The sequence below is a fragment of the Synechococcus sp. 60AY4M2 genome (assembly GCF_002760375.1).
Taxonomy (GTDB): Bacteria; Cyanobacteriota; Cyanobacteriia; order Thermostichales; family Thermostichaceae; genus Thermostichus.
In genome coordinates this window covers 342,613-353,630 of record NZ_AUMZ01000001.1, presented here as the reverse complement: position 1 = coordinate 353,630, position 11,018 = coordinate 342,613, and the positions used below count along the sequence as shown (strand labels likewise).

The window sequence follows — 11,018 nt, the reverse complement described above, 5'->3', positions numbered from 1 at the left end:
ATTTCTTGACATTCTGACAGCAGTGGCGGTCAAACGCGGCAAACAGGTGTTGAGAGTGGATCCCCCTGGTACGTCCCAAAATTGTTGTGTTTGTGAGGAGCGTGTTCCCAAGACCTTGTCGGAACGGGTGCATGATTGCCCCCGTTGTGGGTCGTGGGACAGAGACTTGAACGCTGCTATCGAGATTTTGAAGCGTGGACTCAGGGCGGTGGGACTGCCGCTCTCTGGCTGTGGAGGATCCTGGTTTACCAGTCCGTTGAAGCAGCAACTCCGAGAAGTGATTCTCGGAAACTCCCGTCTACAGCCCGTCAGGGCTTAGCGGGAGAAGATGTCACTTCACCAGCCCTTCCCCACCGGGGTGTTGGTTGGGGTAGTCCCCCGCCGGGAACTTTTCGCCAGGGTGATAGGGTGTGGCCCAGAGGTGGTGGGCCAAATACCCCGCCCGTCGATACAGCCAGGAGTCGGGGTGGGCCAGGAGCTGGACATTTTCTCCTGGGATCAACTTGTAGGCCACCGGCTGCCCCAGGCGATTGTGGCGGTTGGGGTTGACAATCTTCCAGTAGCGCCCCCGCAAGGGATCCACCGTTTGCTTAGCTTCCTGCTCGGTTTTGAGCAGGGTGGAGCGGGCGCGAAAGGCGTTGCCGTGAGGGTTATCCGGCCCCAGAGGCAGAGGTTCTGCATGCACTTCATAGAGGGAGTTGCACGGCCCATCCACCGCCATATCGAGGCGGACAGTGAAAAAGTGCTGGTGGTTGAGGCCAGACAATTGGGGTGCCACCAAGACGCCAAACTCCGGCTCTTCCCCCGGCAACGTGGCGCAAGTGTTGATGATGCCGGTGAGCTTGGCTTCAAACTCCAGCGTGCCATCCTGGTAGAAGTACCAGAAAAAGCCGTAGTCGTAGTTGCCAATGGTGGTGAAAAAGGAAAGCAGCAGCCGCCGCGAGCGCCGCACCTGCGCCCGTTCCGTGCGCCAGTCGGTGTGCTTCCAAAGGATGCCAAAATCCTCCTCGTGCATGCAGACGGCATTTTTCAAAAGCATGGGCTCACCGCTGTTGGTGGGCAGCCAGGCATCGAAGTAGTAGATTTCCCCCAGACAGTCGCAGCCCAGCCGCAGGGAATTGGCCTGCATGCCAATGCCGTATTCCCCCACGTCAAAGGCGTTCTTGCGGCAGTGGGGATCCCGCGGATCCCCGTAGGGCACCACCATCTCGGCTACCGAGGCGCGGTAGAGAATGGGGCGAAGGCGGCCTTGATCCTCGTAGCTCACCTGGTGGAGGACGAGCCCCTCTCGCGGGTTAAAGCTGATGCGCAGATCCCACTTCTGCCAGCGGATGTGGTGGCCGTCCACCTGGAAGCTCACCCCTTGGGGCTGAGTGATTTCTAGCGGCTTCAAGTCTTGGCGAAAATCTTTGAAAAACAGCTCGTCGAAGTTACCGGACTCCGGCGGCAAGGGCCACAGACCCCGATCCTCCACCTTGACAACTTGCATGCGGTTGAGGTCAATCCAGGGGTAGAGCCCCTCGATGGGGCGGGCATAGCCGTTGTCGCAAGGGGAAGTACGTAGGAAACAAAAGCCTCGCACCAGCCGCCGCCCTTCTTCTTCCGGGATCCCAAAGTAGCCCACCGTCCAGTAGTCCACCATCACCAAATCCACATCGGCAATGCCTCGGCGCTGCAAAGCCGCTAAAAACTGGGGATCCTCCTTGAGCAGGCGGTCGCAGGCGTACACCTCATCATCCAACAGGGGGGGCTGCACGCCCGGAATGAGCTGCCAAGAGCGCACCTGCTGTGTTGACAGAGAGACCACGGCTTCGTAGGTGTTGCCACTGGCCGGATCCAACAGCACCACGAAAGCCTGCCGATCCCACGGCTGCCCCGGCTGCCAAGTTTCCATCCAAGGCCGATCCGGCTCGTGTAGCTGGATGGTTACAAAGCGCCACTGAGAACTGAGGGGCCGTTGCCGGCGCAGGATCTGCACCACCTGCCGCATTTCCTCGGCGCTAAGGGGATCCAAGGGGTGGCCTTGGGGCAACGCAGGTTCGCTCGACTGATGCTGTCGATGCAAACTGGGAGAAACTTCACAAACCACAGCAATAACCTTGAATTCTTCGGTTGGAAAATGATTGAGTTGAGCTAGGAAAAAATAGGGAGAAGTCTGCTGAGAAAGGTCAAAGGGATCCCTTCGCTCGCCATGCCGCGGGCCAGCCCATCAACCCAACTCAGAGAATCCAGAAAACCTAACAGCAGGCTAAACAGACTATCCTGTTGCCATCGCCAACATCGGGCAACTTTGCAAGAGATACCCGGGGAAAGGAAAACTTAAGCCAAAGCCCAAGGAAGTGAAGACAACCTCGGCCCTGCTAATTGTCCAGATCTAGCAATCTTCTGTTTCCCCGTCCGCTAACCAAATGAAGAGGGCAACGGCACCTTGAGAAGCCGCGCCAGGGCGAACAGGAAACCGTCAACCCATCGGGAAAATCTGAATACAGGTCTTACTACAGATAAACCCAAACTCGAGAGCAGGAGAAGTTTTCTGTGATTAAACGTCAGGCTTAACGTTGCACAGGAAAGCATAAAAAAAAAGAGAAAACGCTTCACGCAGGCTAAGGGCAGGATCACACCGAGAAAGCTCAACGCAACGTCAACTCTCGCAAGAGCGCAAAGACATCTCGAAGCCTGCCCCAACCCTACCTGCCAGGGGGATCCCACTGCTTGGGATCCGAAACGCAACCGACCATCACTATAGCAGAGGCACCCCCCTTTCCCACAAGCCCGGCCCAAAGCCTCCCGGTCGCATCAGCAGGGTGTGACCCTAGGCCTTCTCCCCGTGAAGTTGAAGTCCAGCTCAAGTTGAAGGTTTGGTGTCGGAGAACACATATCTAAGAGTTACCCTGGAGCCATGCTTAAGGTTAGGAATTTCTAACAGTTCGAATAGTAGGATCTCCCAGGTTCTCTGAAAATCGTCCACAATGAGGCAGGGCTCATAGAATCTGGTGAGGGAGATGGCTTCAACTCGATACCGCCTGGTGCCGGTGCGGCCAGGAGACGGCAGCTTTTATCCAGAGCATCTCTATTTGGCTCTGGAAGCCACCCAACTGGGCTATTGGCAACTGGATTTGCGCACCTGGGAGTTGAGTGCCTCTCCCCAATGCAAGGCCAAATACGGGCTGGATCCCGGCGAGGAGTTCACCCTGGAGATGTTTTTTGAGCGGGTTCACCCGGAAGATCGCCCAAGGGTGAAGGAAGCTTTGCAGTCGGCGGGGCGCAGGGCGACGGAGGGGGATCCCAACTTTGCCGTCGAGTACCGTGCCTGCTTAGCCAACGGACAGGTGCGCTGGTACCTCTCCCAGGGCATTGTGCTCTTGGGGCCGGAAGGGGATCCCAGCCATGTTGTGGGCGTAACGCTGGACATCACCGAGCGCAAGGAACTGGAGGCGGCTTTGGCCGAACGGGAGTGCCACTATCGGCAGATGCTGGAAGCTTTGCCCGACATGCTCTTTCGCCTCGACCGCCAGGGCCGATGTTTGGAGATCAAGCCCCCCAGCAACTTTCCGACGCAGTATCCCCCCGACCATTACTTGGGCAAAACCCCGGAAGAGCTGTTTCCCCCTGGGGAAGCCCAAGCCGTTCGCCAGCATCTGGAGCTGGCCTTTGCCACCCAGCAAATCCAGGAGATGGAGTACTGCTGGACGGAATGCTCTTCTGAGCCTCAGTATCGGCAGGCTCGTTTTGTGCCTTTCGAGAACGAGCAAATGCTGGTGATGGTGAGGGATATTACTGCCCGCAAGCAAGCCGAGCTGAAGCTGCAGCAACAGGTGCAGCGGGAAAAACTGTTCAACCGGCTGATGCAAGCCATCAACGGCTCCCTGGATCTGCCGACCCTCTTTGAGGTAGCCGTGCAGGAAGTAGGCCAGGTTTTGCAGGCAGCGCGGGTTACCCTTTACCAATATCTACCTGAGGAGCGGGTGTGGGTGGCCATTGTCGGCCATGTCCGCTCTCCTGAGGTGCCCAGCTTCCTTCACCTGCGCATACCGGATGATCCAGAGATCCCAGCCATCCAGCAGTTGAAGCGGCTGCAGGTTTTTCACGTGCGGGATCCGCAGCAGGTTGCCGATTCGTTTGCGCTGCAGGAAAGGCAAGACCACCAACTCGGCCCCTGGCTGGGGATCCCCGTGGCCTGCCAAGGAAAGCTTTGGGGCGCCCTAGCCCTAGGGCGCTTGATCTCTGAGCCGGACTGGCAAGCGGAGGAGATCGAGCTGGCCATAGCGATTGGCGATCACCTGGGAGTGGCCATCCACCAGGCCGAACTTTATCAAAAGCTGCAGCAAACCAACGCCGAATTGGATTACCAAGTGCGGGTGCGCAACGGCCAACTGCAGCAAGCCTACGAAGACGAGGCCCTGCTGCAACTGATCACGGAAGAAATTCGCTCCAGCCTAGACGAGCAAAAGATTTTGGAAACCGTGGCGCAAGAACTGGCCCTCAGGCTGGGTCTTTCCGGCTGCAGGATTGCCCTGCACGACCCAGAACGACAGGCCAGCGTTTTGGCGGTGGACTATCGGCCCGACCAAGGGATCCGCCGTTTTCCCCTGGAGATCCCCTTTGCCGATTTTGCCGAGGTGCTCCAGCAGCTTCGGGGTGGGCAGTTCTGCTATTTCAGCAACCTTGGCCACCCCTGCTGGCCCGGCTACGAGCGCCATACCCTGCTGGTGGTTCCCATCTGCGATTTGCGGGATCGAACAGGCCAGCAAAAAGACTCGCTGCTTTTGGGAAATATTTGCGGATCCCGTCCGCCGGGGCAGGTGTTTGGCGAGCGGAAGCAACGCCTGATGCAGCGGGTGGCCGGCCAATGTGCAATTGCCATTCGCCAGGCTCGGCTTTACCAAACCGTGCAGCAGCAGGTGCAGCAGTTGCAGGAGCTCAACCACCTCAAGGACGAGTTTCTGCACATGGTCTCCCACGAGATGCGCACGCCTCTGACCAACATGAAGCTGGCGATTGGGTTTTTATCGAGGGCCAACCTGACCGAGCGGGAACAGCGCTACTTGCAGATTTTGGAGATGGAGACCAACCGCGAGCTGGACTTGATCAACGAGCTCTTGGAATTGCAAGCTATTGAAGCCGGAAATAGGGATCTCAAGCTGACCTGGTTATCTCCTCAAGAGGGGATCCCCAATCTTTCCGAGCCCTTCCGGCTGCGAGCTGCCCAGCAGGGCCAACAGTTCCAGGTGGAATGGGATCCCGACCTTTTGCCCCTCTGCACGGATGAGAGCCTGTTGTCGCGGGTGGTGGGCGAACTTTTGAACAACGCCTGCAAGTACACGCCGGCTGGGGAAAGCATCTGTTTGCGCTTTAGCCAGAGCCATCAACAGGGCCGTCCCGGCTGGCTGATCGAGGTGGGCAATACAGGGGTGGAAATTCCTCCAGAGGCGCTGCCCCGCTTGTTTGAGAAGTTTTACCGTATCCCGCAGTTGGATCGCCGCAAGGCCGGGGGAACGGGCCTGGGCCTGGCGTTGGCCAAAAAGGCTATGGAGATCTTGGAGGGATCCCTGACGGTGGCAAGTCACTCTGGCCAAGTCATCTTTCGAGTGTGGTGCCCCTCTCAAAGTCGAACGCCACAAGCCGGGATCCCAGGCGAATCCACCTAGCGCCTTGCGCAGGACTCGAACCTGCAACCATCGACTTAGAAGGTCGGTGCTCTATCCATTGAGCTAGCAAGGCAAGCTGCAGAGCCATTATATCCTTGGAGGAGTTTCCTCTCTGAGGTCGGCTACGCGGCTTAACCCGCTCTCTTAATGCCCCCCAAGGAGCTTCGTTTGGGGATCCCAGTCGCTAAAGTTATCATGACAAGGTCTTGGTTTGGAGAACCGGGATCTCGATGTCATCGCCTCGCGATCCTAGCTCAGTCGAGGAAAAGAAGGCTGCTCGCGGCTGGGGGTCGGAAAACCCTCCCGGCCTGGAATCTCTCTCTCCGCCAGCCAGGCGCCTGTTGCGCCTCTACCATGGCGGCAGCTTCCTCTTTCTGGGCCTGTTGTGGCTGCTGGTCGGGATCCCCAGCCTTTGGGCGCTGCGGGCAGATATTGTTCGCTTGTGGAACCATTTCACCTGGACAGGCCTGCGCTATGCCCTATTTTACCGGCCCGGCTGGCCCACCTTTGGTTTGCTGCTTTGCGTCAGCTTCACGCTGGGGATCTTGATCGCCCAAAGCCGCTACGAGCTGTTTGGGCTCTATCCTATTGAGCGCTTGATGCTGGAGCGCCAGTCCCGCTGGATTTTGTCTTTGCCCGCCTGGCATCCGCTGCGGCGCTGGCTGGCGCGCACTTAAATGCGCGGAATTTCCCACCGTATAGACGGTGGGAAGGGATAGAGCATAATGAGTTTTCGTCTGTAAACTACCCGGCTCCGACCGCCCCCCGTATACGGGGGGCAGGGGGGCGGGGGGATAGGGGGGGTTCCTGCGGTTTCTAGCTGAAAATCTGGAGGTGTTCCGTCCAGGGATCCTCATCCTTGGCCGGGAGGGCAATACGGCAGAGCTAGTGTTCGATGGTCGGGATCGCCGCTTCCCTGGCGGGGTTGCTGGCCGAGGTTCTCCGCGAGCAGCAGGTGCTTTAGGCGTTCGCTCGGCCCGGATCCCTTCAGCGCCGTCTGGAGCAGTGACGTAGCAACCAACTGGCAGCGGCCCGATCGCCTTCATCCCAGGCCAGTCGCTCCACGGCCACCATCACCATCGAGGTAATCACAGCCTCGCTCAGGTGGCGGGAACGCAAGCGCTGCACGGCTGAGGTGGCGGCCTCTAGGTCGCGTCTGCGGATTGCACGCAGCAGCTCATCGGACATAGACAAGGCCAACTCGCCCCACTACCTTTCTACCGCAGGAGCCAGAACCTCCCCTTCTCCTTCACCTTCTTGTCAGATAACGCAAAAGTTTGTCTGGCTTCCCCAAAATCTCTTAAAGAACATCGGCGAAATTGTTGGAGAAATCGTTACACTTTCTTCGTCTCTGGCGTACACTACCCGGCTCCAACCGCCCCCCTTCCCCCCCAACCCCCCGTATACGGGGGGCAGGGGGGCGGGGGGATCTAGGGAGGTACAGGGCGGGGCTCCTGCGCTTTCTAGCTGATCATCTGCCATAATTAAATTACAAGAGCGGGATGTAGCGCAGCTTGGTAGCGCATCTGCTTTGGGAGCAGAGGGCCGCAGGTTCAAATCCTGTCATCCCGATGGGGCCGGTAGGGGAAGCGCTAGGGGTCTCCGGGCGCTCGGCCAAACTGGTGGCAGGAACCTCAGCAGGCCAGATCCCATCCCAGGCAAGCTTGCATCACCTGGCCCAAGAGGTATAGGGATCCACAGATAACCGCGGGCGGCTCGTCGAGGTCAGCCGGCTGCTGCAGTTGGGCTTGTAAAGCGGCAAGATCCGGCAGCGCCTGGACAGAGCGAAGATGGGGCTGCAAGATCTGGGCCAGGTGGGCCAGTTCTTGCGGATGGGTTCCGGCGTGGCCGAAGAGGGGCAGGGCGAAGAAGCGATCCCCCGGCCGCAGCAGGGTGGCGAGCATGCCCTTGACGTCTTTGGTGGTGAGAATGCCCATATACCAGGTGAGGGGGCCGGGCTGGTGCTCATCTAGGTAGCGGCGCAGCGCCTGGGCGGCGGGCAAGTTGTGGGCCCCATCCAGCAGCAGCTGGCGGGAGCCAATTTGCACCCACTGTAGGCGACCCGGCCAACGGGTGAGGGCAAATCCTTTCTCGACAGCGACATCTGGGATCCGCCAACCCTGTTCCTGCAGGGTCTCCACAACGGCCAGAGCTACCGCCCCATTGATCAGTTGCACCTCACCGGCAAGAGGCAGGGTAAGCACCTGATCCCGCCAGCAGACAGTCTGAGGACCGGCCCAGTGCAGGGGCTCCACCACCCGCAGGGGGCTGCCCGTCTGCTCGGCTCTAGCCCGGATCACGGCCATCACCTCAGGGGGTTGGGGCGCGCACACAGTCGGGATCCCCGGCTTGAGAATGCCGGCTTTTTCAAAGGCAATTTGCGCCAGGCTGTTGCCCAGACGCTGCCAATGATCCCAGCCGATGGAGGTAATGGCGGTCACTACCGGCTCGATGCCGGCGTTGGTGGCATCCAGCCGCCCCCCCAGCCCCACTTCCATCACGGCAATGTCCACCTTCTGCTGCCGAAAGTACAGCCAGGCAGCGGCGGTAATGGCCTCGAACTGGGTGGGGGAAGCCTCGCCTGGAGCGTAGGTCTGCAGGCAATCTCGCACTTGGGCCAACACCCGGCTCCAGTCGCCTGGCGAAATGTACTCGCCGCTCAGCCAGATCCGCTCCCGCCAATTGACCAGGTGGGGAGAGGTGTAGCGACCGACGCGATAGCCCGCCGCCCACAGCGCGTGGCTGACCCAGGCGCAGACGGATCCCTTGCCGTTGGTGCCGGCCACGTGGATGGCTGGGATCCCGGCTTGGGGCTGGCCCAGGCGCTGCAGCAAAACCTGCATGCGATCCAGGCTGAGGTCGACGCCAAAGTGGCCTAGCGACTCCAGAAACCCCGGCCAATCCCAGGTTGAGATCCCACCCGTCGGCGGCAAGTGATTCGGACTCAAGCGTTCACCTCAACTCAAGATATCCCCACCAACCCCAGCAAAGAGATTGCCCTCCCCTCTGCTCAGGCCGGTTGCGCACTTCCCCAGTGGCGGCAGAAGCCGTCAAAGGTTCACCACAAAAGCATCGCGAATACCCGGCTGCTTCAACACCTCTTCGATGATCCCATCTGGCAGAGGATCGTCGAGGCTGAGCACCATCACCGCATCGCCGCGGATGATCTTGCGCCCCACCTGCATGCTGGCGATATTGACGTTGTAGGCCCCCAGCAGGGTGCCGATGCGGCCGATGATCCCCGGCATATCCCGGTGCAGGGTCATCAGCATGTTGGCGGAGGGGGGCACATTCACCGGGAACTCGTCGATCTGGGTGATGCGCACCTCCCGCTCCCCGATCAGCGCCCCCGAAACAGAACGCACCCCGTTGGGGCCGTGGGCAATCAACGTCAGGGATCCGGAGTAATCCTTCAAAGAGGGATCTCGCGTCTCCACCACGCGAATGCCTCGTTCCTTGGCCTCGATGGAAGCATTGACGTAGTTGACGCGCTCCCGCAGAGCCAGCGTCAAAAGCCCCTTGAGCGCGGCGATGACGATCGGCTGGCCATCTTTTTCCGCAAGGGATCCCTGGAGGCGGATCTCCAACTGGCTCACCCGATCCCCCGCCAACTGGCCCACTAAGTTGCCCAAAGTTTCCGCCAAGTCCAGGTAGGGCTTGAGGCTTTGCAGCACCTCCGCCTGCAGGCCAGGGATGTTCACGGCAGAACGGGCAGGCAGCCCCAACAACACATCGCGGATCTGCTCGGCTACGTCGATGGCTACGTTGACCTGCGCCTCCTCGGTAGAGGCCCCCAGGTGAGGTGTCAGCAGGATCTCCTTGCCCAAGGAAAGGAGAGGTGAGTCTTTGCTGAGGGGCTCGTCGGCAAAGACGTCCAGGGCCGCCCCCGCAATTTGGCCGGACTTGAGAGCTTCATAAAGGGCTTGCTCGTCCACCAAGCCGCCGCGGGCACAGTTGATCAGGCGGGCGGTCGGCTTCATCATGCGGAAGGTCTCAGCGTTGAACAGGTTAGTGGTCTCAGGGGTCTTGGGGACATGCAGGGTGATGTAGTCTGACTCCTGCACCAAGGTTTTGAAATCCACTAGGCGCACCCCCAGTTGCTCCGCCCGCTCCATCGAAAGGTAGGGATCGTAGGCCAAAAGCCGCATCCCCATCGCCTTGGCAATCTGGGCCACATGGGATCCAATGCGACCCAATCCCACAATCCCCAGCGTTTTTTTGTAGACTTCTACCCCGACAAACTCCTGCCGCTTCCATTGGCCCGCTTTCAGAGAGGCATTGGCATCGGCGATGTGGCGGGAGAGGGCCATCATCAGAGCGATGGCGTGCTCGGCGGCAGCAATCGTATTGCCCTCAGGGGAGTTGACCACCAGGATCCCAGCTTTGGTGGCGGCAGCCACGTCGATGTTGTCCACGCCCACCCCCGCCCGACCGATGATTTTCAAGTTCGTCCCCGCCTCGATCACCTCGCGGGTGACCCGCGTGCCGGAGCGCACCATGATGGCGTCGTAGTTGGGAATGACCGCGATCAACTGCTCCGGCGTAAGGTCGGTTTGCACATCCACCTGGGCCACTTGGGAGAGGATGTCGATCCCCGCCTGATCGATGGGATCCGTGACGATAACTCTGGGCATAAGCGACGATAGCCTAATCGGATGTAGGGCAACAGAAGCAGAAGAGCCAATACTGCAAGCTAGGCTGGATCCCAGCCACCCTGTTGACCCAACCTCAGCCGGCACCCTTTAATCTACCGCGAAAGTCCGCCGGCACGCGCAAGACCCGCAGCTCCCAAAGAGCAAAAGTCCCAGTCTCCTGAGCTCCGGCGGAGATGGGGCGCTCACGGGCGGGATCCCACAAGAGCCAGGTACTTGCCGTCAATTAAAAAGATGCCATTGGCAAACTGCACACTGTAGGTGCCCAACAGCCGCCGCTGCAAGATCACCCCTTGTTCGTGCAGCCGAATCAAATGGGCGGGGCGCAACATCGGCATCGGGTCAGCCGTTTTCAAGTAAGGAGGCATCTCTACCACCTCAACCCTCGCCCCCACCGGCAGCAAATCTTGAGCTTCAGACATGACCCCACAAGCATCGACGCTACACAACAAAAGGATAGCTTGGTAGCCCTGCACTTGAGTGCAGGGCGGAAAAGCCCGCTAGCCACTTTAGTCGCTTACCCATGATGGGGGTCGTTGATATAGTTTCATAGCTCAAACAACCTGTCCCTGACTTCTCCTACCAAGACCTCTTTCCTTACTCTTTGGCCAAAAAATAAGATAAACAACCGCTAGCCCCACACCATGGTTGTAGTGATTGTACCGTTGACTTTCCTCTCGCATTATCGCTTGCCCATGTCAGACTGCGGTTGTCATGC

The 11,018-nt window shown here is 59.4% G+C and carries 8 protein-coding genes, 2 tRNA genes and 1 pseudogene; 4 read left to right on the top strand and 7 right to left on the bottom strand.

Going from position 1 to position 11,018, the window contains the following annotated elements:
* Positions 1 to 10 precede the first annotated feature (10 nt).
* On the top strand, positions 11 to 319 hold the full coding sequence (locus SYN60AY4M2_RS01525; RefSeq protein WP_346426363.1) for a zinc ribbon domain-containing protein: 309 nt from the start codon (positions 11 to 13) through the stop codon (positions 317 to 319).
* Between the two features lie 12 nt (positions 320 to 331).
* Here the strand turns inward: SYN60AY4M2_RS01525 and SYN60AY4M2_RS01520 are convergent, their stop codons facing one another.
* Entirely contained in the window at positions 332 to 2,089 is a 1,758-nt protein-coding gene (locus SYN60AY4M2_RS01520) for a primary-amine oxidase (protein ID WP_240527674.1), read from the bottom strand.
* A 913-nt stretch (positions 2,090 to 3,002) separates the two neighbouring features.
* Between SYN60AY4M2_RS01520 and SYN60AY4M2_RS01515 the strand changes: the two genes are divergently transcribed.
* The gene (locus SYN60AY4M2_RS01515) at positions 3,003 to 5,648 is read left to right on the top strand and encodes a GAF domain-containing protein (protein WP_099812152.1); all 2,646 of its coding nucleotides are present in this window, start codon (positions 3,003 to 3,005) and stop codon (positions 5,646 to 5,648) included.
* On the opposite strand, the gene SYN60AY4M2_RS01510 is transcribed toward SYN60AY4M2_RS01515, so the two are convergent.
* A tRNA-Arg gene (locus SYN60AY4M2_RS01510) sits at positions 5,649 to 5,721 on the bottom strand.
* A gap of 157 nt (positions 5,722 to 5,878) precedes the next feature.
* Between SYN60AY4M2_RS01510 and SYN60AY4M2_RS01505 the strand changes: the two genes are divergently transcribed.
* Entirely contained in the window at positions 5,879 to 6,325 is a 447-nt protein-coding gene (locus SYN60AY4M2_RS01505) for a hypothetical protein (RefSeq protein WP_011430201.1), read from the top strand.
* 310 nt (positions 6,326 to 6,635) lie between these two features.
* Here the strand turns inward: SYN60AY4M2_RS01505 and SYN60AY4M2_RS01500 are convergent, their stop codons facing one another.
* Positions 6,636 to 6,836 (bottom strand): hypothetical protein, encoded by a 201-nt coding sequence (locus SYN60AY4M2_RS01500; protein ID WP_041438291.1) that lies wholly within the window; start codon positions 6,834 to 6,836, stop codon positions 6,636 to 6,638.
* Between the two features lie 310 nt (positions 6,837 to 7,146).
* Here SYN60AY4M2_RS01500 and SYN60AY4M2_RS01495 point away from each other — a divergent pair.
* Positions 7,147 to 7,220: transfer RNA gene (locus SYN60AY4M2_RS01495), tRNA-Pro, on the top strand.
* A 62-nt stretch (positions 7,221 to 7,282) separates the two neighbouring features.
* Here the strand turns inward: SYN60AY4M2_RS01495 and SYN60AY4M2_RS01490 are convergent.
* The 4 genes and pseudogenes from SYN60AY4M2_RS01490 to SYN60AY4M2_RS01475 all read right to left on the bottom strand — a co-directional run.
* Entirely contained in the window at positions 7,283 to 8,596 is a 1,314-nt protein-coding gene (locus SYN60AY4M2_RS01490) for a folylpolyglutamate synthase/dihydrofolate synthase family protein (RefSeq protein ID WP_240527673.1), read from the bottom strand.
* Positions 8,597 to 8,698: 102 nt separating this feature from the next.
* Positions 8,699 to 10,282, bottom strand: coding sequence for a phosphoglycerate dehydrogenase (gene serA, locus SYN60AY4M2_RS01485; RefSeq protein WP_099812151.1), 1,584 nt, complete (start codon positions 10,280 to 10,282; stop codon positions 8,699 to 8,701).
* 203 nt (positions 10,283 to 10,485) lie between these two features.
* Positions 10,486 to 10,722, bottom strand: a complete 237-nt coding sequence (locus SYN60AY4M2_RS01480) for a DUF3148 domain-containing protein (RefSeq protein WP_041438293.1) — start codon at positions 10,720 to 10,722, stop codon at positions 10,486 to 10,488.
* 128 nt (positions 10,723 to 10,850) lie between these two features.
* A pseudogene (locus tag SYN60AY4M2_RS01475) lies at positions 10,851 to 10,983 on the bottom strand (IS200/IS605 family transposase); the annotation flags it as partial.
* Between the last annotated feature and the right edge of the window lie 35 nt (positions 10,984 to 11,018).